This window comes from Rhizobium sp. CB2179 (genome assembly GCF_057653455.1).
In genome coordinates this window covers 57,377-80,153 of record NZ_JBYGKR010000006.1, presented here as the reverse complement: position 1 = coordinate 80,153, position 22,777 = coordinate 57,377, and the positions used below count along the sequence as shown (strand labels likewise).

Here is a 22,777-nt window from a genome sequence, read left to right as displayed (position 1 = left end):
GTTACTCCTGAAATGCCGGCATGACCTCGGTGATGAAGCGTTCGAGCGACGCCTTCTTGCGCTCGAAGCTCATGCCGGTGTCGATCCAGAAGGAATATTCGTCGTAGCCGAGTGCTTCATACGCCTTGAGCCGGGCGATGACGGTCTCAGCGTCACCAACGACATTGTTGGTGCGCATGACCTGGTCCGACAGCATGGCGTTTGCTCTGATCTGTTCGTCCGGGATACGTTCGATCAGACCCTGGGTAACCGGCTTCTCATTCTTGAACCAGGCGAAGAAATAATTGTAGTAGACGCTGAGCTCATGGGCGGCCTGGGCGACATCGTCCGCCGACGAGCCGACATAGGTATGGCGCAGCAACATGATCTTGGGCCGCTCGATCTCGGGATGCTTGGCGCAGGCGTCGTTGAAGCGCTCCATCAACGACTGAACCTCGTCATCGCCTTGCCAGAGGGGCGTCACCTGAACGTTGCAGCCGTTGGCGACGGCAAATTCGTGCGAGTTCGGATCGCGCGCTGCCACCCAGATGGGCGGGTTCGGCTGCTGCAGCGGTTTCGGCGCCGACGTGGTCGACGGAAACTTGAAGAATTCCCCGTCATGGGCGTAGTCGCCGGCCCATATGCCCTTGACCGCCGGGATGAGCTCGCGCATCCGCTGGCCGGCGCCCCAGGCATCGAGACCGGGCAGCAGACGCTCGTATTCGAAAGAATAGGCCCCGCGCGCGATACCGATGTCGAGTCGTCCATCGCAGATGATATCGGCCATGGCCGCCTCGCCGGCAAGCTTGATCGGATGCCAGAAGGGAGCAATCACCGTCCCCGTTCCAAGCCGTGCCCGCGATGTGCGGCGCGCCAGATCGGCAATGGTCACGAACGGATTGGGCGCGATGGTGAAATCCATGCCATGGTGCTCACCGGTCCAGATCGCGTGCATGCCGCCTTTGTCGGCGATCTCGCAAAGCGCGACGAATTCCTCGTAGAGGCTCTTATGGCTTTGATTGGCGTCGAGCCGCTCCATATGGACGAAGAGGGAGAACTTCATGCTTTTGCGTCCTTGGCTGGAATTGGGTGAACAGTGCCGCCGGTCTCGTCGCCGAAATAGACGCCGAAATTGCCGATCGAGCTTTCCATCGCAAAACGGTTGACGATATCGGCAGTCGAACTGGTCTTGAACTTTGCCGCAACCAATGCGTCAGGCTTCAGGAACCTGCCGCCGGCAGGCTCGCCCTCTCCGGCAACGGCGTGATAGACGATGTGCTGCTTGCCGTCGCTCTTGCCCTCATAAACCGAATAGAGAAAGCCGATGCTGACTTTCAACCCGGTGAGCGTTTCCAGGTATTTTTGCAGCGTCTCGGTCGGACTGCCGTCATGGGCATCGACACCTGGCAGGGAGAGCACATCTTCGCCGAGCAGCAGAACCTCGCCGCGGCGTTCGACAACGGCTGCAAGTTCCATATTGCCTTCGCTTGCCGCGGACACCGCCTTGCTTGCGAGCGTCGGCGTGAAATAACCGCCACGCGCATAGCCGAGACCGTTGCGGCCGCTATTGTCGAAAGCTTCGATGCGCCCCATCAAGATGACGTGGTCGCCAGCCTCGATGACCTCTTCCATGGCGCATTCGAACCAGGCCGCAACGTTCGAGAATATCGGGCAGCCTGCCGATCCCTTCGCCCACTCGACCGCCGCAAACCTGTCCTCGACCGGGCGTGCAAAGGTGTTCGACACGTCTTTCTGCGTTTCCGAAAGCACGTTGATCGCAAAGTGCTGTGCTCCGGTCATGGTGGCGAAATTGCGCGACGACTTGGCAAGGCAGACGAGCAGCAAAGGCGGATTAAGCGAGACCGAGGTGAAGGAGTTCGCTGTGAAGCCGATCGGATTTCCATCCCCGTCACAGGCGGTGACGACAGTCACCCCGGTCGGAAAGGCCCCGAATGCATCTCGCAGTGCTCTTGGGTCGACAGTCTGGATTGTCATCGTTCATCCTCCCCGAACGACAGCCACTCAGCGAGCAGCGAATTGACGATATCAGGCGCGGTCAGGTTCACCATATGACGATGGCCTTCGACGATGCGAGCGTAGCCCTGCGGCGCAACCTCTGCCATTTGCGTCGCCATCAAGGGCGTCGAGTTCGGATCATCGGACCCCGTCAGAAACAGGGCCGGACCAGCCACGTCTTTCCAGCCGTTGGCATAGGTCTCGTCTCCTCCCGCAAAGGCGGCGTAAGCGACGGCATAGCCCTGGGGATCAACGAGGTTCAGCCATTTTCGCGTCAATTCACGCGCAGTGACGCTGTCTGCATCATCGCCGAACCAGCGGGCCAGAGGGCCTTCCTTGTCGACGCCCGATACCGGAATGGCCGCGGCGCGCGCAAGCACGGCGGCCTTTGCTTCAGGATCACGCCTGTAGACGCCGTTGAGGTAGGCGACGCGGCTGATCCGCTCGCCAAAGGTCACGGCCGCCCCTCCTGAAACCAGTGCGCCCATCGAGTGTCCGGCAACATTTGCCGTGTCGATTGCCATCTCGTCGAGAAAGCGTCCGAACCAGTCGACGAACTCCTCGAGCCGACTGCCCGCCGGCAACTTTGCGCTCTCGCCATGTCCCGGCATATCGACGGCGATGACGCGATGGCCCGCAGACAGGAATGCGATCTGCGGAACCCAGGCCTCCAGCCGCATGCCGACGCCGTGAATGAGAACCAGCGGCTCACCGCTGCCGGCCTCGTGATAGGCCGTTCCGCTTGCCGTCTTTTTTCGGGGCAAGGCACCGGCGGCGTTTGTTGCTGCAGCGGTGCGTGTGGTCGATCCGGCCGTCAGCATCTCAGAGCGCTCCTTCAAACGCCCGCAGGATTGGCAACGTCCTGCCCCAGGTCTTTCAGATCCTGGTAGCGGTCGCCGATGCGGTGATGCGGGCGCCCGCCTATCGAAGCACCGAGAGCCACGACGATCTCGTCGGCAGCAGGCGCGTCGGGGATCGACGTCTGGATGGTCAGGTAGTGCGAACGGCGGCCTTCATCGTTCTTGTCCATCAGCGGGATCATGATCGGCGCATTGGCCGGACCGCGTGTGTTGCAGAAGGCGAGATAGGACTTGGCGCCGACGGCCTGGCGATAGAAATTGCCGAAACGCAGTGTGTGGATAAGCGCGGACCCGTGTTCGATTTCGCCGTCCAGGCCGACGACAGCGGACTTTCCATATCCTTCGACAGCTTCGCCGGACCCGACCGCCTCGATGATCATCTTGGTCAGCAACTCGCCGAGCACCGGAGCGCCTGCGTGAATTTCGGGCTTGAGGTCGTCGACGAAGCCGCGACCGGCCCAGGGATTCTTCACGACCGCGAAGGCGGTAAACAGCTTCAGCGGAACCGCCGCGGCCTTGCCGCCTTCGATCAGCGTCGTTTCGATCTGCAGTCCCGTCTTGCGAATTTGAATGGCCATCGAGCACCTCATTTCTCAATTTCGTATTATGGTATACCATAATATATGAGTGTCAAGTTGGTTCCCTCGAGGAGCAGTTTAGGCCAAGGCGAGTTTTTCGATTTGCCGCGCGTGCGCCCTTCGACCCACCGGGCAGCGCTTTCTTCCCGTCAGCGCGTTGTCAGCTGACAAACGACATGGCGGCGCCCGTGGAGGCAGGCCGAGTTCAGAAGTCACGGTCATTCCCAGTCCATGCTACCGCCTTACATATTACTTAATATGGCATACCATCACATTGGACAAAGTTGGGTGTCAAGCGCGGAGTATGGGTTCCGCTAAATTGCGCGGAACATCATCGCGAATGGAGTGATATCGACAGCTGAGATGAGCGCTTTGCCAGGCCTGCGGGGAAGCGGCACGGGCCGCTCGTGCCTAGTCGGCAGGCTTCTTCCCCGACAGCACCGCTTCGGCAATCGCGCTCGCGGCGGCGACGTGATCCATCGCCGCCCGGTAAGCCCCCTCGCCGTCGCCGCGGCGGATGGCGTCGACGATCTTCGACATCTGCAGCGGGCCTTCGATGCCGCGTCTCTCCGTCTTGATCGTCATCGAGCGCAGGTGGTTGATGCGCACGGTGAGAAGATTGACGACACCCCAGGCAACGTTCCTGTCAACCATCGTGAACAGCGTATGATAGAAGGAAGAGGTGTTCGTCAGCACAGCCGCCATATCGTTATCGCGGTAACTGTTGCGGATCCCGGCCAGAGATTCCTCCAGCGCAGCGACGATCTCGGGGCTGCGGCGCTCCGCGCACAGCCGCGCCGCCATGCCTTCCAGCGCGCCACGGATCTCATAGATCTGCTTGGCTTCCCCGATGTCGAGCTGCGCGACGATCGGCCCCTTGTTCGGCAGATTGGCGACAAGCCCTTCCGATTCCAGATGCCTCAGAACCTCGCGCACGACTGTTCGGCTGACGCCGAGCTGGGCGCAGAGGTCACGCTCGACAAGGCGATCTCCGGGACGGAAATATCCGTTGACGATGGCTTCGCGGACCTTGTCGAGCGCCAATTCCCGCAAGGTCTTTGCAGGACGCTCGACTCGAATTGCGTCCTTTAGAGCGCCGCTCATTCTGTACCTCAGTGTTGGACTTTGCACGCTCAACTTCCGCCGCGGCAGCCGAATGCAAGAATCGTATTATGGCGTACCAGATACTGTAGCTGTCGGCGCCCGGCAATTCAACAAGCGCTGTGCCGACCTATAGCGCCGCTCGCCTTTTCAGACGCGCAAAGGACGTTGCAGCACCTTTGATCTGCTGCGGACGCGTCGGGAGCTAGCCTCTTGAAACGATCTCTTCGACCACGGCCTTGGCCTGCACCCGGATATCCGGAACGGCGGTAATCTCCCAGAATTGCCCCGCCGTCAGGGCACCGACCGCAAATAGTCGGGCCGGCGATATCCGGGACGGGGCTATCACCTCGGAAGCGGCATCCACCTGGATCCCGAGGCCAAGAGGATCGGGGGCAATCAACTCGAAGCGGCTCATTTCCTTCAAAAGCGGTGAATGACTGATCCCGGCCCGCTCCATTCCCGTGCAATTGACGAGCCAGTCCGCCCTGATCTCGGCGATCTCGCGCGCCGCTCTGACCCTGTAGCCGGCAACAAGCCGGCCCTCCTCGGCCCCGAGCGATTTCAGGAAGCCTGCGTGGAAACGAACAGTTCCGTCTAAGACCAATGTCTCAAACCTGTCGAACACGTCAGGCGCGACCCGGTGACGATGGATGTTCCACCAGGGAAGCGCATGCCTGAGGAAGCGTGCACGTTCCTCGCCCGAAAGCCGTTGCCAGAGAGCTTGCGTTGCAGGCCTCAGACCGTCCATCACGGCTCGCCAGTCGGCAACCGTCCTGCTCTTTCCCCGCAGGGTCTTCAATATGCCGCTGATCGTATCTGGAAGCTTCTCGACGTCGATCGGCAGAGGCGCCGGCGGCTTTCGCGCATGTCCGAGGGGTGCGAGCCCGCGCCGCGAAAGCACATCGATCCTGCCACGGTGGCCATGGGCACGAAGCGCCAGCACCTGATCGATCATCGTCAGGCCGGATCCGAGGATACACACCGCATCGGATGGTGCGACGCGCCTCAGCCACGAAAGCCGCCACGGGTTCTCGATGATCCGCGATCGCAGCGATGGCGGAATTCCGTCCGGAGCGACCGGAAGGGTCGCGTTCCCGACGCCGAGGCAGAGCACCACGGTCTTCCCGGCAATCTCGTCACCGTTGCCGAGATGGAAGGCCAGCGTGCTGCTGTAACGTTCAACGCATCCCGCTGCCTTAGCCTTGATGAAATCGACCCGGCAACGGCCGTCCCGCTTTCGAAGCAACCGTGCAAGCGTATCGCGGACATAAAGACCATAATCGCTGCGCGAGGCGAAATCGCCGGCCTGCAACGGACGGCCATGGCTTTTAAGCCAGTCGACAAAGTCGTCGGGTTGATGCGGCAAAAGGCTCATGCGGCCGGCCGGAACATTGAGGCGATGGAGATAGAGCTCCGTCCGGTAAGCCGTCCCGCGGCCGAAACCAGGATCGTCGCCGACGACGGCGACCTTCGCCGAAGCGGGAAGCTGCTCGATGAGATTGCAGGTAACCGCTATCGCTGAAAAACCGGAACCGACCACGATAACATCATATGCCAAATGCATTCCCCCTGAAGCTCAGAGCGTCATCGAGACATTTCGTCATTCAAGCCCAATGTCGCTCGCCGGTCCCTGTTGATCGCACAAGCGGCAGAATCACGAAACAATTATCTCTATTGTCTATAAATATAGTTTGTTATTTCTCCCGCTAGCCCCTCCCCAACCATTACGCTTTTGAGGGTGAGATCAAGGGTCGTCCGGCCCTGAACAAAGGGGCTCAAGATGAATTTCAGGAATTTGGTTGCCGCGATCGCCGTCGGCGTCGGCACTTTTGCAACGGCTGTTGTCGCCGAAGCGGCGGACAAGAAGGTCGTTGTCGCCTATCAGACCGACGCCTTGCCGTCTTCCGTGGCGATCGCCAATGGTGAATTCGCCAAGGAGACGGGATACGACATCGACTTCCGCAGGTTCAATTCCGGCGCCGAAATCTTTGCGGCCATTGCCTCCGGTGACGTCCAGATCGGCTATGTCGGCTCCAGCCCGTTTGCGGCTGCGGTATCACGCGGGCTCGAGGTCAAGGCCTTTTACCTCGCCTCCATCTCGGGCATCGACGAGGCTCTCGTCGTCCGCAACGGTTCCGGCATCGAAAGCCTGAATGATCTGAAGGGCAAGAAGCTTGCTGCCGCGCCGGTATCCACGGACCACTATCAGCTGCTGGCGCTGATCAAATCGCTGGGCCTGACCGAAAAAGACGTTCAGGTCTTCGCAATCCCTCAGCCTGAGATTGTCGCCAGCTATAACCGCGGCGATATCGATGGCGGCTTCGTCTGGGATCCGGCGCTCACCGAACTGAAGAAGAACGGGAAGGTTCTCGTCACCTCCAAGGAGGTGGCAGACAAGGGTGCGCCGACATTCTCGGCCTGGGTCGCGACCTCGAAATTTGCCGCCGACAACCCGGACTTTCTGAAGGGCTTCGCTTCGGTCATCAACAAATACTACGCCTCCTTCGCATCGGACAAATCCGCCTGGGGTCCCGACAGCGACAACGCCAAATCACTTGCCAAGCTTCTCGGTGGAACAGCCGACCAGCAGGCATCGGCCCTGAAGAACCTCACGCTTCTGACACCTGAGGTCCAGGCATCGGATGCCTGGCTCGGCGGCGGCGAAAAGGCGGGTGCCGGCAAGATTCTCAAGGACACGGCATCGTTCCTGAAGGAACAGGGCAAGGTTTCCGATGTACAGGCGAATTATGGCGCCTTCGTCACCGCAGATGCCCTCACCGGCGTCAGCAACTGATCCTCCCCAGCGCCGGCGCGGCTTACCGCGCCGGCATCGAACTTGCGAGCGGCAACATGCTTAAAGTCGATCACGCCAGCGTTTTCTTCGCAGCCCGCGACGGGCGGACCGTTCACGCGCTCGATCGCGTTTCCTTCGATATTCCCGAACGGGGCTTCGTCGTCGCACTCGGGGCGTCAGGATGCGGCAAATCAACCCTTCTCAACGCGATTGCCGGCTTCCTTCCGCTTTCGGATGGCCGGATCACGCTCGATGGCCGCGCGGTCGAACAACCCGGCGCAGATCGTGGCGTCGTTTTTCAGAAAGACTCGCTGCTGCCTTGGAAATCGGTGATCGACAATGTCGCGCTCGGTTTGAAATTCGCCGGGGTCAAGCGCAAGGAGCGCCAAGCGCGCGCCCTGGAGCTGCTCCGGCTCGTCGGTCTAGACGAATTCGCCGGCGCTTTTCCCTACGAGCTGTCGGGCGGCATGCGCCAGCGTGTCGGCATCGCACGGGCTCTGGCAACAAACCCCGACATCCTGCTGATGGACGAGCCGTTCGGCGCACTCGACAGCCTGACCCGCGAGCAGATGCAGGAACTGCTGGTTTCCATCTGGGATAAGACGGCAAAGAAGGTCTTCTTCATCACGCACTCGATCGAAGAAGCCTTGTTCCTGGGCACGCAGGTCCTGGTCATGTCACCTCGACCGGGGCGCGTCGTTGCGCGCTTCGATCTGGATTTCATTCGCCGCTTCGCCGAAACCGGCGACGCCCGATCAATCAAGGCGTCACCGCAATTTGCCGAGTTGCGCGAGGAGATCCGCGCCATTCTCCACAGCACCGAAGACCTCAGGAGCGCCGCATGAGCGATATAGTGCAGGCACCGCCGATTGCGGCGGGTAGAGAGGACCATCAGGTCAAGCTGGTGAAAATGGCGGGCTTTGGAGCCGGCGAGAAATCGACGGTGGCCATCAGCATTGCGACAGCGCTGGCCATACTGCTTTTGTGGTGGGTCGTCTCTGCGCTCGGTGTCGTTCCACACCTGTTTCTGCCGCGTCCTGACGAGGTGCTGACACAGATCGGCGCCATCTATCGCGACGGTTACGCAGGTGCGTCGCTGTCCGAGCATGTTTTTGCAAGCCTGTTCCGCATCGTCGTCGCCGCCCTCATCGCCGTCTCCGCCGGCATCCCACTCGGATTGCTCATGGGCCTGAACCGATGGGCAAAAGGGGTGCTCGACGCGCCGATCGAGTTCTACTGGCCGCTTCCGCCGCTCTCCTACCTGCCGCTGATGATCATCTGGCTCGGCATCGGCGAGACGTCGAAGATCACGCTGCTGGTGCTTGCGATGTTCGCACCGATCTGCCTCTCGGCCCAGGCCGGCGTCCGTGCGCTGCCGATCGAGCGCGTCAATGCCGCGCGTTCGCTGGGCGCGAGCCGGCTGCAGCTCTTCCTGGACATCGTGCTGCCGTCGGCCCTGCCGGAGATTCTCACCGGCATTCGAATTGCGCTCGGTGTCGGCTGGGGTACGCTGGTTGCAGCTGAATTGATCGCCTCCACGCGCGGGATTGGTTTCATGATCATGTCGGCTTCACAGTTCCTGGCGACCGACGTCGTCTTCGTCGGTATCGGCATCATCGCGATCTGCGCGTTCACCTTCTCGGCCGCAATCCGGTTTCTGGAGGCGTACCTCGTGCCCTGGAAGGGCAAGCTCTGACCGGAGGGCGGCAGGGAGCGATATTCAATGGTTTCCCGCCGCCGCATTCAGCCCGTGTATGGCGACGAGCTCGGCTGCGACCAGCTTCTGAAGCCGCCATAAATTGCGGTCCCGGATGCCACGTTCTTCCAGATGTTTCACCGTCAGATACAGATACTCGGCACAGGAGCCCATGTGCCCGCAGGCTCTCGCAAGTACCTGCGCCACCGTCTCCAGCGGCAATTTGCGGGAAACACGCTCGCCTTTCGGACCAGCCCAAAAGACCAGCGCACGCACCAGCCCATGCGCGGTTGCGACCGGGATCCAGCGCACCGTCGCTGCGTCTTCGATCGTGCCGACCTCACGGCGGATCAACCGCCGAATCTGGCCAAGGCGATCATCATCGGCAAGCCTGAAGACGACGCCGTTGCATCGTCCACCGCGATCAAGTGCCATCATCAGGCCCGGCTGGGACCGCGTTCCCCGCCAGCGGGTCATCTGCAGGCAGAAGGAGCGATGCCACCCTCTTGTCGCGCCATGCTGCGATTCGACGGCATCGAAGTCCGGCTTCCATATCAATGATCCATAGGCGAAGATCCAAAGCGGCGCGCCGGTAGACTCGTGAAGAAGCCGGTTGGCGAGCATCTCCACCTCCGCTTCGGTCAGCGGTTTTCGGTGTGGCTCCGGGCCGACATCGATCGCGGGGCGAAGGCTCAGCGATACGAGCTCGTCCGTCAGAGCCATTGTTGATCCGGTCAGCAAAAGTTTGCTTCCCCGGACCGTCACCAGCTTATGCTCCCGGATATCCGTCATGCGTCAGTGCACCGTAAATCTGGCCGCGTCGGCCTGGCGCCGCTGCAGGCTGCGTATCAGCATCGCGGCCTCCCTGACGATTGCCGAAAACGTCGCATCATCGGCCTCTGCAATCCTTCCCGTCATCTCGCGGATGATCGTCGTCAAATGAATGATGGAATGGCGATGCTGCGCATCTTCCGATCCCATTTCGGTATCTGCCATGGCGAGCAGCGTCTGCACCAGCCGCTCCATGGTTTGGCGGCGCTTGGTCCTCGGGTCGGCATTCGGATCTTCGCTTAGGCGCAGCAGGTCGGCGACAATGTCGGACATGGCGATTCCACTCACATAGCAAAAGCCGGCGGCATGGAAACGACATACCTTCGACCGCGCGTTTGCGTCTTCAAGCCCTCCAGCAATCGGTAGCCGCTGCGCCAGCGGCCAAAGCCGCTGGCGACATTGATGTGCCCGGCAAGGCCGATATTCCTGGTCTCTGCGTTCCACAAGCGGCCGAACAGGGTCAACCGATCGACCGTCATGTACGCATCGTTCATGCTGCCGACGACAATGCTCGGAAAAGGCAAAGGCGCTGTCGGCATGGCGCCAAACGAGATAAGCCCGGGATGCAGGTTTTCCGTGACCGGCAGATCGCATGGAGCAACGAGCAATGCTGCTTTGACGCGGCGAGCAGCACTTCGCCCGGCCAAGCGGGCGGCAAGCAGGCATCCGAGACTGTGGGCAACCAGATAGGCCTCGCCGGCCTCTTCAAGCGCGCCTTCCAATCGCAGCAGCCAGTTGTCAAGGTTCGGATGGTCCCAGTCGTCCTGAGCGACTAGACGACTGCCCGGCTGATCCTGCAGCCAATGCTGTTGCCAATGCCCTTCTCCCGAGCCGAAAAGCCCGGGAAGAATAAGTACGTCGATCATCTGACGGCTTCCTCTTTGAAGCTGCGCGTCGGCCTTTTTCTCGATTGGGGCAAACATCGGACATCACTCATCAGATCCACCCGATCACCAGGGCGAACAGGAATGTGAAGGAGCTGACGATCGTGCAGATTCCGGCCGCATGCCTGAAATGCGACATGACGCTGCCTTCCGCTCTTCTCGCACCGCCCCGACGCAGGTCGGTCTCAACGACAATCGCCATCGCGCCGTTCTCCTCAATACCAAAGGCCGGGCATGGTGCCCCAATAATGGAGTTCGTATTCGCGCGCGGACCGGTCGCGCTCGTCGTCCCGCGCGAACAATCCGTTTACCGGCTCCCGTGCAGCGGGCGGCTTCAGGCCGAGGAACCGGCCGATCGAAAGCTTCAGCCAGAACTGAAAATCAAGCTTCATGCGAACCTCCTGTCAGGAACCGGTATTATTCGGCTAGAAAATCAGCGAATGACGTTGTGCATTGGCGAGAAGAACATGAAGCGATGCCGTCGGTCCGTAGAGCATCAGCAGGCGGTTCTCCTCGCGTTTGGCGAGACGATAGCGTCGGGCGAATTCGAAGACGCTCCACAATTGCTCGCTTGCCCCCGGCCTTTCGGCATCTGTGATCGTTGCTTCCTGAGATCGAGCCATGGTGACGATCCTTACTCGGCTGCCGCCAGAGCCGGGTTTGCGCCCGGAAAGAAGGCCGCCAATTCGCCGATCACTTCGTTGATGCGGGCCAAGAGCGCGTCGGATGAAACCGCATAGTCTGTGAAATCGCGATCGGACGCATAGACGGCGGTCGGCAAGGTATGGGCCATGAAAAACCCGAACAGCGGCCGAAGCTGATGCTCGACCATCAACGCATGCCGGTCACCGCCGCCGGTCGCCGTGATGATGATCGGCTTGCCCCGAAGTTCGTGGGGGTCGATCAGGTCGATGAGGTGCTTGAAATGGCCGGGATAAGAGCCCTTGTAGGTCGGCGAGCCGATGATCAGGACATCGGCCTGCACGATCTCGTCGACGACATGCCTGGCCTGCGCGTCGAGATCCTTGCGCCACAAGGCGCTGCCCAGCGACGGACCGACATCATTGAGATCATAGCTCTTGCTGGTAAATCCGTAGCGAATGCTCGCACGTTCGGCGATGTGCCGCACAAGTGCCAATGTCTTCGATGGACGGTTGAAGCTGCCAGCGATGCCGACGAGTTTGAAAGCTGACATGGTTTTTCCTCTCTTTGCGTTGCTCCAACTATTGTCTACAAAATTGATCGATTAAAGGAACGTGCATCTCTCCTTCTTCGCCTGGTTGAAAAAAACGTTCACCGCATCTTCAGCACGCCTAAGCTGCAAGCCAATCGCCATCGACATCTCAGACCGCGGGACGCTGCAATTCATTGCGGTCACATTGCTTGAGCCAAGCCTAAGGCTTGTCGCCGTGAAGATGACGTTCGAGGAAGGGTAAATTGTCCTGTCCCCAATAGATCTCGCCGTCAAAGACATATGTGGGAAAGCCGAAGACGCCGCTGTCGCGCGCATGCACGCGGTCTGCCGACCATTTGTTCTGGACATCGTCGTCGGCTTGTCGTCTGAGGAGCACCGCGCCATCGAAACCCGCTGATGTCACGATCGCCTCGCGCACGTCGGGCTTTCCGATATCCTTCGCCTCGCTCCAGAAGGCATGCTGCAGGGCGCGGGCAACGCCGATCCAATCCTGTCCGTCGAGATAGGCGGCAATCACGAAGAGGGACGCGGGCGTCGCATCACTCAAATCAGGGCGATGTTCGAGCCGCAGTTCCTTGCCGCGCACGCGCGCCCAGCGCTTGAGGTCCCGCGTCCAATAAGCGCGCCGGATCTCCGGGCGGTTGCGCGAAAAGATACCGCCATTTTCCTCGACCACCGTCGTCAGATAGGGCGTGATGACGACGTCGTTCTTCGCCGCAAGTTCGGCGAAGGCGTCGAAGCCGATATAGGACCAGGGTGAGCCGATCGAAAAGAAGTACTCTACTGATTTGGTCACTGATGCATGTTCCCTGCGAGGTGATTGTTCTGGCGTCGAATGGGCGACGGTATTTTCAGGAAGCGGATCTAACTTCGGATTGTGCTTTCCATCCGAGCTCCGGGGCGATCAGCGTCACGAAGTCGCGGAGAATCTGGCGGTATTCCTCGTGCTCGAACTCGTAAGGGAGCTCCAGCCTCAACTCGCTGACCTCGGGCAGGATCGGATCGGCAAACAGCTGCGCCAATATCTCGTCCGATGTGCCGACGACATCGCGGGCAAACAAGGTGCCCCGCTCGCCCTGCGGTGAAAGGGTTCGCTCATGGCGGCCATCGGCATAGTCTCGATATCGGCGGCGCGTTGCCGCATCGGCGCTGTCGAAAGGCACGATGACGCGGCCCAGCGCGACCCGGCGCTGCGTGCCAGCGGCGCGATAGGTTTCGATCAGCCGCGATTGCGCGGTGAAGAAATCATCGGTCCCCTCGCCAGTTATCACATTGCCGGTCAACAGGTTGAAACCATTGCGGCCGGCCCATTCGGCCGAGCGCTGCGACCCGCCGCCATACCAGATCCGGTCGATCAGGCCCCTGGCATAAGGCTGCAGCCGCGGCCGCTGCGGGCCGAAGGGCGTCTTGATCAAGGTCTGCTCGTCGCCGAGATAAGTGCCACGCAGATTGTCGGCAAAGCGCAGCACGCGATCATGCGAGAAATCGTAACCCGTCCAATCGCCGTCGAAGACGAGCGGGGCGATCAGCTCGGCGTGCAGTGGCCGGCCAGCGCTGACGCCGACATTCAGCCGTCCACGCGACAGAACATCGACGGTGGCAAGATCTTCGGCCAGCCGGTAAGGGCTCTCGTAACCGATCGGGATGACCGCGGTTCCAAGCTCGATCCGGCTGGTTCGCTGCGTCGCCGCCGCCAGGAAGGCGCTGGCCGAAGAGATTCCAGGCTCCAGGTGCCGCTGGCGGACCCAGGCACTGTCGAAGCCCAGATCTTCGCCATATTGCAGCTGCTCAAGCGTCTGCTCCAATCCCGACAACGGATCTTCGTCGGGATAGTTGCCGGGGGTGAGGAAGCCGATATGGCTGATGGATATATTGCCCACTCGTGCCATCCGATGATCAGTATTTCGGCAGGCCGGGCGGGTTGGTCTCGGATACCGGCAAGGCTTCCTCGGAAAGATGCCAGTGGTCGAGGATTTTTGCGTAGGTGCCGTCCTTGATCAGGTCGTTGGTGGCGACAGTCAGCGCATCGGCCAGCCCACTTCCCTTGCGGGTGGTGATCGCCACATCCGAGCGATCCGGCCAGCCGGCGCTCAGCGTGCCGACCCGCCTGATGTTCTTGTCGCGCGCGGCGATGAAGACGAGCTGCGCATGCGGCTGGACGATGACATCGGCCCGGCCGGACCGCAGCGCGAGAAGGCTTGCCGCCTCGTCGTCGTAATATTGCAGTTCGATCGGCTTCAGGCCCGCGGCAACATCTTCCTCGCTCCACTTCACCAGGATGCGCTCCTGGTTGGTGCCGGCCCCGACAATGATCCTGAGGCCTGCCGCATCCTTGGGCTCCTTGATCGAGGTGACCGGACTGTCGGATTTCACGAAGAAACCATGCAGGCCCTGGCGGTAGGTGGAGAAATCGAATTTTTCCTTGCGCTGCTCGGTGACCCCGACATTGGAGATGACGGCATCATACTTGCCCGAGGCGAGGCCGAGCGGCCAGTCAATCCAAGCGACCGGCACGATCTCCAGCGTCAGGCCGAGGCTATCGGCGATGGCATAGGCATAATCGGGATCTGCCCCGACCACAGTCTTGGCGTCGGTGGCATAAGTAGCAAGCGGCGGGCCGCCGGGGCTGACCGCGATAGTAAACTTGCCTGACGTAACGAACTTGAAATCCTTGGGGATTGCGGCAATCGCCGCATCGTTCCTCGCGGCGTGAAGCCGGCCCGGCTGATCTGGGCTGAGGTCAAAATCCTCGGCTGCATGAGCTGCGCCGTAGGAAAGGGCTGACGCCATGGCGGCAATCAGCAGGGTCCGGAATGCCGGAAAGGCAATCATGGTTTTATTCTCCAAACTGTCAGGCAGGGTGGCCGGCAGCAATGCCGCCGGCCCTATAGGAACTGATCAGGAGCCGCTCTTCGGCAGGCCGGGCGGGTTGGTCTGGGCCTTGTCGATCGCCTCCGGACCGAGGTTCCAGGTATCGAGGATCTTCCGATAGGCGCCGCTGGCGATCAGGTCATTGACGACATCGCTCAAGGGCGCTGCCAGACCGCTGCCCTTGCGTGTGGTGACGGCAATTTCGGCCGTGATCGGCCAACCGCCGCTGACGGTCCCGACAAGCTTGGTCTTGCCGTTTATCCCCGCCGAATAGGCCTGCGTTGCGTTCACGCTGAAGACAGTGTCTGCTCTGCCGGACTGAACGGCGAGATCCTTGACCGCGTCGTCGTCATAATATTGCACCTCGATTGGCTTCAGGCCGGCGGCGACGTTCTCGCGATCCCACTCCAGCAGAATTTTTTCCTGGTTGGTGCCGGCATCGGTAATCACCTTCAGGCCAGCAATATCCTTCGGCTGCTTGATCGCCGCGATCGGGCTATCGGCCTTGACGTAGAAGCCAAGCTCATCCTTGCGGTAGGTCGAGAAATCGAACTTCTCCTTGCGTTCTTCCGTCACCGTCACGTTGGAGATCACCGCGTCGAACTTTCCGGAGGTCAGCCCCAGCGGCCAATCGGCCCAGGCGACCGAAACCAACTCGAGCTTCAGGCCCAGGCTGTCGGCAATGGCCTGCGCCAGATCGACGTCATAACCGATGACGGTTTTGGAATCGGAGGCATAATCATGCAGCGGCAGATTGCCGCTCGAGCTGATGCCGACGGTGAAGACGCCGTTTTCGACGAACTTGAAGTCCTTGATTTCGGCAATGCGTTTCTCGTTCTTTTCAACCCGCAGCCGGTTCGGCTGCTCGGGGCTGAGATCGAACTTCTGCTGCGCCTGCGCGGAACCGAAACCGATCGCGGCCATGGTGATGGCTCCCGCTATCAGAAGCCTTGCCCTATCTGTAAATGTCATGCCCCTTCTCCATTTCATCTTTAGGTTGTGGTTATTGTTATTCGGCCGGAGCAGCCCGTCGCGGCCCGGCGTTTCGCCAGCGCTGGTTCGCGCTAGAGAACCTTGGCGAGGAATTCCCGGGTGCGGGGATGTTCCGCTTGTGCGAAGATGCGGGCCGGCGGCCCGGCCTCCAGAATGCGGCCGCTGTCCATGAAGACGACCGTATCGGCAACTTCGCGGGCAAAGCCCACCTCGTGGGTGACGATGACGAGCGTCGTGCCGGTGCGGGCAAGCTCCTTGATGACGTCGAGCACTTCGCCGACGAGCTCCGGATCGAGCGCCGATGTCGGCTCGTCGAAGAGCAGCACCTTCGGGCGGAGCGCCAGTGCGCGGGCGATCGCCACACGCTGCTGCTGGCCGCCGGAGAGCTGGCGCGGATAGGCGTTAATCTTGTCGCTGAGGCCGATGCGTGCCAGCAGCTCCTGCGCCAGCTGCACGGCGTCCTCGCGGCCGACACCGCGAACCTGGATCGGTGCCTCGATGAGGTTTTCGAGCACGGTCAGATGCGGGAAGAGATTGAAGCTCTGGAAGACCATGCCGATATCGGCGCGGCGTTTGAGGATATCCTTCTCCTTGAGCTCATAGAGCGTGTCGCCCTTCCTGTTGTAACCCACGAAATCGCCGTCGACCGAGATGAAACCCTCATCGACACGCTCCAGATGGTTGATGGCGCGCAGAAGCGTCGACTTGCCCGAGCCGGACGGACCGAGGATGGCGGTCACGCTGCCGGCGGGAAGGCTGAGCTCGACGTCATCGAGCACTTTCAGCGAACCGAAGCTCTTCGAGATACCGTGGATGCGCACCGCGCCGCCTGCGGCCCGCAGCGTCGCCGCATCCTGGAAACCGATCTTGCGCACGGTGTCGGTCGCCGTCTCGAGGACAGGCAGCGGACGGCGCAAACGCTCGAAAAATGCCTGGAAGGGCAACGGCGTCGGGTTGCGCACGGCGCCTTTGGAAAAGTAGCGTTCGATATAGCGCTGAGCGATCGACAGCACCGTCATGATGATCAGGTACCAGACGGTCGCGACCATCAGCAACGGAATGACTTCGAGATTGCGGCGGTAGATCACCTGGACCGTATAGAAGAGCTCCGGCAGCGCCAGCACGTAGACCATCGAGGTGCTCTTCGCCAGTCCGATGAGTTCGTTGAAGCCGGTCGGAAGGATCGAGCGCATGGCCTGCGGCAGCACGATGCGGAAGGCCTGGCGGCGGCGCGGCAGACCGAGTGCGGCGGCCGCCTCCAGCTGACCATGATCCACCGAGAGAATACCGCCGCGCACGATCTCGGCGAAGAAGGCAGACTGGTTGAGCGTGAGGCCGAGGAAGGCGGCGGCAAAGGGCGTCAGCAATTGCACTGTCGGATAGTCGAGAAAGACGGTATCGGTGAAGGGAATGCCAATCTTGATCGTCTCGTAGAGGTAGCCGAGATTGTTCAGGATCAGCAGCAGCACGATGACCGGGATCGAGCGCAGCAACCAGATATAGCCCCAGGAAAGACCTGAGAGCAGCGGCGACCTGGAAACGCGGGCGAGCGCCAGAGCGGTTCCGAGGATGGATCCGGATATGGCGGCAAGCACGGTCAAAAGCAGCGTCCTGCCGAGACCGACGAGCACTGGTTCGGCAAAGAACCATTCAGCAAAGACGCCCCAGCCCCAGCGCGGATTGGTGAAGATGGAATAGAGCACGGCGATGATGACGACGGCGGCAAAGATCGTGCCTGCCAGGCGGCCCGGATGACGCGCCGGCACGATGCGGTAACGGGAGTAATCCTTCGATCCTGCCGTCCTGCTGCCGGGGTCGATGCCTGCGAAATCCGTTGTCAGCGCCATTGTGCTTCCCTTTTATGATTGTCGGTCCTTGCCGTTTTCAGAAATTTGCGCCGGCCACCCGCAGGCGCGGTTCGGCATCTTCGTGAGCAGGCTCAGCGAGATGGGTGATGTCCTTCTCGAAGGGCAGGCTCTTGTAGATCTCGGGATCAACGGAGGTGTCGAAGAGAGCGGTGTAGCCGTAGTTCAGATAGAGGCCGACGGCTTCGGGCTGGCGAAAGCCGGTCGTCAGGTAGATGCGGGAATAACCTTGGCGGGCGGCCTGGGCCTCCAATTCCACCAGCACCTGGCGGGCAAGGCCGTGACGGCGCAGATCGGAGCGCGTCCAGATGCGTTTGAACTCGGCCGTGCGTTCGTCATAGTTCTTGAAAGCGCCGCCGCCGATGGTTTCGCCACCACGGATCAACAGGAGAAAATTGCCGTCAGGCGGCGCAAAGGCTTCGGGAGGATAGCGGTTCAGCTCGGCTGCGGCCCCTTCGGCATTGAAATAGTTGCCGTAGCGGCTGTCATACTCGTGGATCAATTCATCGATCAGCGGCTTGGCGCGCGGGTCGAGAGGGCTGGTATAGAGAAACGTATCGCTCATATCGTTCATCACCCGTTGTCATCAGTGAGGAAGGTTTCGGCGAGCCGGACCCAGTAGCGGGCGGCGGGCGCAATGATCGCGTCGTTGAAATTGTAGTGGGCATTGTGGAGAGGAGCGCTGTCGCCATTCCCGACGAAGAGGTAGCTGCCGGGATTTGCCTGCAGCATGAAGGCAAAATCCTCGCTCGCCGTTCTCGGCCGGAAATCCTTCTCGACCGCCGCCGGGCCGAGTGCGTCAAAGGCGACGTCGCGGGCAAAGGCCGTCTCGGCTGCGTGATTGACCAGCGCCGGAAAGCCGAGGCGGTAATTCACATCCGCCTCGGCGCCGAAGCTTTCGGCCTGGGCGCGGGCAAGGGCGGGAATGCGGTCTCGCAACAACTGGCGGACCGTCTCGCTGAAGGCCCGCATGGTGAGCTTCATCTCGACGCTCTCAGGGATGACGTTCGAGGCGGAGCCGGCATGGATCGAGCCGACGGTGGCGACCGCCATGTCCTGGGGGTCGACATTGCGGGAAACGACGCTCTGCAGGGCGGTGATGAAGGATGCCGAGGCAAGCACCGGATCGACGGCGCGGTGCGGCTCGGCGCCGTGGCCGCCCTTGCCGATGATCTTGATTACCGCCTGATCGACCGAAGCCATGGCGGGGCCGCTAACGAAGCCGAATTGACCCGCGGGAACACCCGGCCAGTTGTGGAGCCCGAAGACCGCGTCGACAGGAAAACGTTCGAACAGGCCTTCCGAGATCATCTTGCGGGCGCCGGCGCCGATTTCCTCGGCGGGCTGGAAGATCAGCCGCAGCGTGCCGCTGAAATTGCCGCTTTCGGCGAGATAACGGGCGGCGGCGAGCAGGATCGACGTATGTCCGTCATGGCCGCAGGCATGCATGACACCAGGATTGCTGCTGGCATAGGCAAGACCGGTCGCCTCCTCGATCGGCAGCGCGTCCATGTCGGCGCGGATGCCGATCCGCTTTTTGCCATCGCCGCGCTTGAGGGTGGCGACGATGCCGGTTCCGGCAATGCCCGTCGCCACCTCATAGCCCCAGGAGGAAAGGTGGGATGCCACAAGCTTGCTGGTTCTGAGCTCCTGAAACGCGAGCTCCGGATATTGGTGCAGGTCGTGGCGAAGCGCGATGATCTCGTCGAGATAGGCGGCGATACTTTTCTCGACCGGATCGTTGCTGTGCGAGTTCTGAGCGATGATGTTCATTGCCGTTCGTCAGCGCCTCAGGCGCCGACCGCCTTTCCGCGCTCGACCTGATCCGCGCCCGCCGCATAGCGGCTTTCGCGGAAGGGCAGGCCGAGATGGTCGCGCAGCGTCTCGCCCTTCAGGACCGGATCGAAATAGCCGCGTTCCGTGAGGATCGGCAGAACGTATCTGGAGAAGTCGTCGAAGCCCTCGGCGATGACAGGGAAACCGAGGATGAAGCCGTCGGCGGCGCCATGATCCACCCAACGGATGATCTCGTCGGCGATGTGTTCCGCCGTGCCGATGAAGGCGGTGCGCGGCGTTGCGGAATCAAGCGCGACCTGGCGGAGCGTCAGGTCCTTCTCCCGCGCCGTCTTCTTGATGCGGTCGGTGGTGGCGCGGAAATTGTTCCTGCCGATATCGCCGAGCTCGGGGAACGGCGCGTCGAGCGGATAGACGCTGAAATCATGATGATCGAAGAAGCGACCGAGATAGAGCAGCGCCTCCTCGATGGTGACGAGGTTGCGGATCGCCTGATACTTGGCGTCCGCCTCTTCCTGCGTCGCTCCGACGATCGGTCCGATACCAGGATAGATTCCGACTTCCGCGGCACTGCGGCCATGGGCGATTACGCTGTCCTTGAGCTGGCGGTAGAAGGCCTGCGCCTCCTCGAACGGCCCGCCATTGGTGAAGACCGCGTCGGCATGCTTGCCGGCAAGCCTGATGCCCGAGTCCGAGGCGCCCGCCTGGAAAACGACGGGCTGGCCCTGCTTGGAACGGCCGATATTGAGCGGCCCCTCGACGCGGAAGAAACGGCCCTTGTGGTTGAGGCGATGCATCTTCGTCTTGTCGACAAAGACGCCGGTCTCACGGTTGCGGACGAAGGCGTCGTCGTCCCAGGAATCCCACAGGCCCTTGATCGCATCGATATAGTCCTCGGCGATCTCGTAGCGCAGTTCGTGTTCGGGATGTTCGCGGCTGTAATTGCGCCCGGAACCCTCGAGCGGCGAGGTCACCGCATTCCACCCTGCCCGGCCGCCGCTGATGAGATCGATCGAGGCGAACTGGCGGGCGATGGTGAAGGGATCACTGTAGGAGGTCGAGACCGTGCCGACGAGGCCGATTTTCGAGGTCGACGCGGCGAGCGCCGAGAGAATGGCGATCGGCTCGAACCGGTTGAGGAAATGCGGAATGGACTGCTCGTTGATGTAGAGCCCGTCGGCAACGAAGGCAAAAGCGATGCCGGCCGCCTCCGCCTTGCGCGCCGTCTTGACGAAGAAATCGAAATTGACGCTGGCATCGGCCGGTCCGCTTGGATGCTTCCAGGCATTCATGTGACCGCCGGGACCCTGCAGCATGATGCCGAACGTGACGTGTCTTTGAGCCATGGGATCAATCCTTTTTGGAAACGGTCAGGCGACGAGGGAAAGCCGCTCTTTGGCGAGCAGCTCGATGGAGGCCAGGCGCTCGGCGGCCGAAAGCGCCGGCGTGTCGAGCACGAACTCCTTGACCCCGTAGCGGCGGTGAAGTTCGTCCAGCTCCTTGCGGATCTGCTCCGCCGTGCCATGCAGCACGCTCGGCACCTTTTCCTCGATGCGGTAATCGGTGACGCCGGCCTGGCGGGCAAATTCGGCCGCCTGCTCCTCGCTGCCGACATTAACGGTCTGGCCGTTCGGCAGGAACACCTTGACGATGCGCAGCTTGCCGACGCGCTCGCGGGCATAGTCCTCGCTTTCGGCGGCGAAGGCTGCGAGCGCCAGGATCGGGCGCTTGCCGCCGGATGCCCGCTCATAGGCCTCGAAGGTTCTGCGCAAATTGTCAGGATCGCCGTTCAGGTGACCGGCGAAAACGAGTTCCCAACCCTTCTCGGCAGCGAGCTCGGCGCTTTCGACGCTGGCGCCGAGGAGGAAACGTTCGGGAGCAGTCGGCGGGAAAGGCGTTGCCTGCGCCCCCTCGTAATTCGGGTCGGCAGCGAGATATGTGTTGAGATCGGAGAGCTGGCTCGCGAAATCCGGCTTCCTGGCCGGATCGACGGCAAGCTGCAGGGCGCGCGTCGAGAGCGGAAAGCCTCCCGGCGCCTTGCCGACACCGAGATCGACGCGGCCGGGCGCAAGCGATGCCAGAAGATTAAAGGTCTCGGCAACCTTATACGCGCTGTAGTGCTGCAGCATGACTCCGCCGGAGCCGATGCGGATCCTCGATGTCCTGGCAAGGAGATAGGCGATCAGCGCCTCCGGCGCCGAGCTCGCCAGATTGGACATGTTGTGATGCTCGGCGACCCAGAAACGGTGATAACCGAGTTCCTCGGCCCGGGCGGCAATCTTGACCGTCGCCCGAAGCGCGTCCGCCGCGGTGAGACCCTGTTCGATCGGGCTTTTGTCGAGAAGGCTGAGGAGATAGGTCATGACGCCACGATCCGATCCTTGGTTGCAAAGTTTAGTCTATAAAATCAGTAGACAACCTTCATTATAAGAAATGGCATTCTCTTTCGAACGCGATGCGTAAAAAAAAGCGGCCGCACCTAAGATGGAAAATCCCCTGCCGGGACTGTGTCTCACTGGCAGCGTAAGGCTTCCTTCAATCGCCACTTGATGGTCTATATTCTGGTCGAAACGGAGTAACCGCATGAAGCTGTCAGAACAGGTCAAGCCGATCAGCTATCTCAAGGCGCATGCGCCGGAGGTCATCCGAAAGCTGAAGGATAGTCCGCAGCCGGTCGTCATTACGCTTCACGGAGAGGCGAAAGCCGTCCTTCAGGATATCGGCCAATACGAAGAAACACAGGAGACGCTGGCGCTTCTGAAGGTGCTGGCGCTGACCAACCGGCAGGTCGAGGAGGGCAAACTGCGCCCCGCTGCGGAATCCTTCGCGCGCATCCGCAAACGTCTGGCGGACACCCAATCCTGATGCCATACCGTGTTCTTTTCGCGAGGAAGAGGAACGCGACATCGAGGATCTCTATCGCTTCATCGCCAGCGCGCCGGCGCGGAGAGCCAGGGCACTTCCTGACGGAAATTGAGAGCGCATGCGCCGGCGGAAATATTCCGAAGGAGTTGGCGGGGGATCGGAATTTCCGAATATCGGGAACTACACCAAAAACCGTAGCGCATGGTCTATCGCATTATGGGCACCGATGTCGCCGGCTACGGCGGCGTAGACGGACGGCGCGAGATGCGAAGCTTTCTCGAGCGAAGGCTCATCCGCTGACGTCCGGCATATCGTACTTCAGCGCTTTGGATATCCAAGCTGCTTTACTTGAGCTGAATCGAGCCCTCATGAGGCTTCCAGCGCCATTCCCCTTCCACAGGCTGCGTCAGCGGCAATAGGAAGCGTCCGAGATCAGCGACCACCGTGCCCAA

At 61.2% G+C, this 22,777-nt stretch carries 26 protein-coding genes and 1 pseudogene; 5 read left to right on the top strand and 22 right to left on the bottom strand.

Annotated elements, in window-relative coordinates; all coding sequences use genetic code 11:
* Position 1: 1 nt before the first annotated feature.
* The 6 genes from AC244Q_RS35915 to AC244Q_RS35890 form a co-directional block, all read right to left on the bottom strand.
* Complete coding sequence (locus tag AC244Q_RS35915; protein ID WP_128407487.1) at positions 2-1,042, bottom strand: LLM class flavin-dependent oxidoreductase; 1,041 nt, start codon at positions 1,040-1,042, stop codon at positions 2-4.
* Positions 1,039-1,974 (bottom strand): flavin reductase family protein, encoded by a 936-nt coding sequence (locus AC244Q_RS35910; protein WP_017997696.1) that lies wholly within the window; start codon positions 1,972-1,974, stop codon positions 1,039-1,041. Before AC244Q_RS35910 ends, AC244Q_RS35915 begins: the two co-directional genes overlap by 4 nt.
* On the bottom strand, positions 1,971-2,816 hold the full coding sequence (locus AC244Q_RS35905) for an alpha/beta fold hydrolase (RefSeq protein ID WP_128407488.1): 846 nt from the start codon (positions 2,814-2,816) through the stop codon (positions 1,971-1,973). Before AC244Q_RS35905 ends, AC244Q_RS35910 begins: the two co-directional genes overlap by 4 nt.
* A 14-nt stretch (positions 2,817-2,830) precedes the next feature.
* Entirely contained in the window at positions 2,831-3,433 is a 603-nt protein-coding gene (locus AC244Q_RS35900; RefSeq protein ID WP_018071756.1) for an amino acid synthesis family protein, read from the bottom strand.
* A 411-nt stretch (positions 3,434-3,844) separates the two neighbouring features.
* Positions 3,845-4,537 (bottom strand): GntR family transcriptional regulator, encoded by a 693-nt coding sequence (locus AC244Q_RS35895; RefSeq protein ID WP_003555665.1) that lies wholly within the window; start codon positions 4,535-4,537, stop codon positions 3,845-3,847.
* A gap of 202 nt (positions 4,538-4,739) precedes the next feature.
* Positions 4,740-6,101 carry an FAD/NAD(P)-binding protein gene (locus AC244Q_RS35890; RefSeq protein ID WP_128407489.1) on the bottom strand — a complete coding sequence of 454 codons (1,362 nt, stop codon included), beginning with the start codon at positions 6,099-6,101 and terminating at the stop codon, positions 4,740-4,742.
* A gap of 216 nt (positions 6,102-6,317) precedes the next feature.
* On the opposite strand from AC244Q_RS35890, the gene tauA reads away from it, so the two are divergent.
* The 3 genes from tauA to AC244Q_RS35875 are packed head-to-tail and all read left to right on the top strand — an operon-like array spanning position 6,318 to position 9,027.
* Positions 6,318-7,331, top strand: a complete 1,014-nt coding sequence (gene tauA, locus AC244Q_RS35885) for a taurine ABC transporter substrate-binding protein (RefSeq protein WP_128407490.1) — start codon at positions 6,318-6,320, stop codon at positions 7,329-7,331.
* A 56-nt stretch (positions 7,332-7,387) separates the two neighbouring features.
* Positions 7,388-8,176 (top strand): taurine ABC transporter ATP-binding protein, encoded by a 789-nt coding sequence (locus tag AC244Q_RS35880; RefSeq protein ID WP_128407491.1) that lies wholly within the window; start codon positions 7,388-7,390, stop codon positions 8,174-8,176.
* Positions 8,173-9,027: an ABC transporter permease subunit gene (locus AC244Q_RS35875; RefSeq protein ID WP_003555670.1), complete on the top strand. Its 855-nt coding sequence runs from the start codon at positions 8,173-8,175 to the stop codon at positions 9,025-9,027. Before AC244Q_RS35880 ends, AC244Q_RS35875 begins: the two co-directional genes overlap by 4 nt.
* Before the next feature lie 24 nt (positions 9,028-9,051).
* On the opposite strand, the gene AC244Q_RS35870 is transcribed toward AC244Q_RS35875, so the two are convergent.
* From AC244Q_RS35870 to AC244Q_RS35795, 16 genes are all read right to left on the bottom strand, one after another.
* Positions 9,052-9,819 carry a gamma-glutamylcyclotransferase gene (locus tag AC244Q_RS35870; RefSeq protein WP_128407492.1) on the bottom strand — a complete coding sequence of 256 codons (768 nt, stop codon included), beginning with the start codon at positions 9,817-9,819 and terminating at the stop codon, positions 9,052-9,054.
* A gap of 3 nt (positions 9,820-9,822) precedes the next feature.
* Positions 9,823-10,131 carry a hypothetical protein gene (locus AC244Q_RS35865; RefSeq protein ID WP_128407493.1) on the bottom strand — a complete coding sequence of 103 codons (309 nt, stop codon included), beginning with the start codon at positions 10,129-10,131 and terminating at the stop codon, positions 9,823-9,825.
* A gap of 11 nt (positions 10,132-10,142) precedes the next feature.
* On the bottom strand, positions 10,143-10,724 hold the full coding sequence (locus tag AC244Q_RS35860) for an RBBP9/YdeN family alpha/beta hydrolase (RefSeq protein ID WP_128407494.1): 582 nt from the start codon (positions 10,722-10,724) through the stop codon (positions 10,143-10,145).
* Between the two features lie 70 nt (positions 10,725-10,794).
* Positions 10,795-10,944: a hypothetical protein gene (locus AC244Q_RS35855; RefSeq protein ID WP_017997703.1), complete on the bottom strand. Its 150-nt coding sequence runs from the start codon at positions 10,942-10,944 to the stop codon at positions 10,795-10,797.
* Positions 10,945-10,957: 13 nt separating this feature from the next.
* Positions 10,958-11,134 carry a hypothetical protein gene (locus AC244Q_RS35850; protein ID WP_017997704.1) on the bottom strand — a complete coding sequence of 59 codons (177 nt, stop codon included), beginning with the start codon at positions 11,132-11,134 and terminating at the stop codon, positions 10,958-10,960.
* Between the two features lie 33 nt (positions 11,135-11,167).
* Complete coding sequence (locus AC244Q_RS35845) at positions 11,168-11,365, bottom strand: hypothetical protein (RefSeq protein WP_128407495.1); 198 nt, start codon at positions 11,363-11,365, stop codon at positions 11,168-11,170.
* A gap of 11 nt (positions 11,366-11,376) precedes the next feature.
* On the bottom strand, positions 11,377-11,937 hold the full coding sequence (gene msuE, locus AC244Q_RS35840) for an FMN reductase (RefSeq protein ID WP_128407496.1): 561 nt from the start codon (positions 11,935-11,937) through the stop codon (positions 11,377-11,379).
* Between the two features lie 199 nt (positions 11,938-12,136).
* Complete coding sequence (locus tag AC244Q_RS35835) at positions 12,137-12,733, bottom strand: 2-hydroxychromene-2-carboxylate isomerase (protein WP_128407497.1); 597 nt, start codon at positions 12,731-12,733, stop codon at positions 12,137-12,139.
* Positions 12,734-12,788: 55 nt separating this feature from the next.
* Positions 12,789-13,826: an LLM class flavin-dependent oxidoreductase gene (locus tag AC244Q_RS35830; protein WP_128407498.1), complete on the bottom strand. Its 1,038-nt coding sequence runs from the start codon at positions 13,824-13,826 to the stop codon at positions 12,789-12,791.
* A 7-nt stretch (positions 13,827-13,833) separates the two neighbouring features.
* The gene (locus tag AC244Q_RS35825) at positions 13,834-14,769 is read right to left on the bottom strand and encodes an ABC transporter substrate-binding protein (RefSeq protein WP_128407499.1); all 936 of its coding nucleotides are present in this window, start codon (positions 14,767-14,769) and stop codon (positions 13,834-13,836) included.
* A 66-nt stretch (positions 14,770-14,835) separates the two neighbouring features.
* The gene (locus AC244Q_RS35820) at positions 14,836-15,780 is read right to left on the bottom strand and encodes an ABC transporter substrate-binding protein (protein ID WP_128407500.1); all 945 of its coding nucleotides are present in this window, start codon (positions 15,778-15,780) and stop codon (positions 14,836-14,838) included.
* A 92-nt stretch (positions 15,781-15,872) separates the two neighbouring features.
* Positions 15,873-17,648: an amino acid ABC transporter permease/ATP-binding protein gene (locus tag AC244Q_RS35815; RefSeq protein WP_128407501.1), complete on the bottom strand. Its 1,776-nt coding sequence runs from the start codon at positions 17,646-17,648 to the stop codon at positions 15,873-15,875.
* A 37-nt stretch (positions 17,649-17,685) separates the two neighbouring features.
* Positions 17,686-18,243, bottom strand: coding sequence for a GNAT family N-acetyltransferase (locus AC244Q_RS35810; RefSeq protein WP_017997716.1), 558 nt, complete (start codon positions 18,241-18,243; stop codon positions 17,686-17,688).
* A complete protein-coding gene (locus AC244Q_RS35805) occupies positions 18,240-19,439 on the bottom strand; it encodes a M20 aminoacylase family protein (protein WP_128407502.1) in 1,200 nt (399 codons plus the stop codon). Before AC244Q_RS35805 ends, AC244Q_RS35810 begins: the two co-directional genes overlap by 4 nt.
* A gap of 17 nt (positions 19,440-19,456) precedes the next feature.
* Positions 19,457-20,806: an LLM class flavin-dependent oxidoreductase gene (locus AC244Q_RS35800; protein WP_128407503.1), complete on the bottom strand. Its 1,350-nt coding sequence runs from the start codon at positions 20,804-20,806 to the stop codon at positions 19,457-19,459.
* A 24-nt stretch (positions 20,807-20,830) separates the two neighbouring features.
* On the bottom strand, positions 20,831-21,823 hold the full coding sequence (locus AC244Q_RS35795; protein WP_128407504.1) for an LLM class flavin-dependent oxidoreductase: 993 nt from the start codon (positions 21,821-21,823) through the stop codon (positions 20,831-20,833).
* A 220-nt stretch (positions 21,824-22,043) separates the two neighbouring features.
* Here AC244Q_RS35795 and AC244Q_RS35790 point away from each other — a divergent pair, with 220 nt between their 5' ends.
* Both AC244Q_RS35790 and AC244Q_RS35785 read left to right on the top strand, forming a co-directional pair.
* Positions 22,044-22,325: a type II toxin-antitoxin system Phd/YefM family antitoxin gene (locus tag AC244Q_RS35790; protein ID WP_128407505.1), complete on the top strand. Its 282-nt coding sequence runs from the start codon at positions 22,044-22,046 to the stop codon at positions 22,323-22,325.
* Positions 22,325-22,625 (top strand): annotated as a pseudogene (locus AC244Q_RS35785) (type II toxin-antitoxin system RelE/ParE family toxin). The gene AC244Q_RS35790 and the pseudogene AC244Q_RS35785 overlap by 1 nt, the downstream one beginning before the upstream one ends.
* Positions 22,626-22,777 lie beyond the last annotated feature (152 nt).